This is a genomic window from Polaromonas sp. P1_E3 (assembly GCF_056405935.1).
In genome coordinates, this window is the sequence record NZ_JBFUBD010000600.1 from 1 (window position 1) to 1,290 (window position 1,290).

Annotated in this window: 2 protein-coding genes; one reads left to right on the forward strand and one right to left on the reverse strand. The window is 53.3% G+C overall.

Translation table 11 applies throughout. From position 1 onward, the window contains the following. The coding region (locus AC1D0Z_RS22055) for a hypothetical protein (RefSeq protein ID WP_477660281.1) at window positions 1-670 on the reverse strand (670 nt) is incomplete at its 3' end. Between the two features lie 86 nt (window positions 671-756). Between AC1D0Z_RS22055 and AC1D0Z_RS22060 the strand changes: the two genes are divergently transcribed. Then, window positions 757-1,290 (forward strand): hypothetical protein (locus AC1D0Z_RS22060; RefSeq protein ID WP_477660282.1); only part of this gene is annotated, 534 nt, incomplete at its 3' end.

Genomic DNA, 1,290 nt, shown 5'->3' on the forward strand with positions numbered 1-1,290 from the left:
TGAAGGAAGCGACCAAACCGATGTCCAAGAACGTGTCCGCCACCGGCAGTTCACACAGGACCTCCTTTGGTACAAGAATTATCGGCAGATTGGTAAGCGGATTCTTGGGCAAGTCCTCTTGAGGATGATGACTTGAAACCTTGAGGGGCTCCATTGGCACACCAAGATCGCTGCACACCCGCTGAGTGAACGCGATGAGGTCTTCCATGATGATCTTCGCCACCATGTCGCTGATGAGGTCGGGGCCTACACCCTCCTCGAAGATGCCAGCGAGTTCAAACATCTCCGGATCAGCCATGCCGGAGCCCACGATCTGAATAGTCGTTTCTAGCAATCGCGCCCGCTTCTGCGGCCCCATTCCACGTCCTGCAGTGCCTCCTGAGGAATACCCGATGCAAAGGCCACGTACTTCTGGGAAGGTCAAGTATCCATCCGCTTTCCTCCAAAACACATCGTCAGGCTTAGCGATGTTGGCGACGAGCTTCAGTACAGCGGCGAAGTGGTCTCGTACCCGCTCCGCGCTGCCCTTTAGTTCGGGGGCGATAGCGCCAGGAAGAAGTCTCGGATCAATGAAGAGCCGAGTGTCGATGCCGAGAATCGGGTCCATCGCACCGGCCAAGGCTACAGCTTCAGGGTCAACACCGAAGTGGTCTGAGAAGCTGGAAATCATGTCGCCCCCTAACAAGAAGTTATGAACGCACTCGGGAATACATCCTCAGCAAGAGAGCCGAGCATGCTGGATGGTACTTACACGCCATGCAGTTGTATCATGGCGTTACAGGGAGTGCTATGGGAGTATCGATTCAACCTTCAACGATTGCGGCGGCGTCAGTGGTCATTCAGCTTTGCCTCTTGATGATTGCACTTGTCACCTTGTTGATCTTGATGAAGTCACGCGCTATGGCCGGTAGTTCGATGTCAGCAATCGTTCTGCTGTCGGTCTGGACAATCGTGGCGATATTCGCGATTGTGTTGGGAGAGGAGTTTTTCTCGACTTGGCAACCAATCATTGGAGAACTCTATCTTCCGACGATCCCGAGGGGCAGTTCGTTCAAGGTCGTCTTTATCCTCAATGCTGTCTTCGTTTCAGCTTTGATTGTTTTAACGGGTGGCAGCAAACGAAGCCCGTTTACAAGCATCCTGCTTTTGCTTCCGACACTTGCGATCTTCCTACGTGAACCGACAACCCGCTTCTTGGTGTACACCGCTGTTGTTGCCGCTTTGTACGTAGGGCTGCTGACAGTTGGTAACAGGCTATGGTTGTTTCCTCAGTACGCACAGGGTGACTTC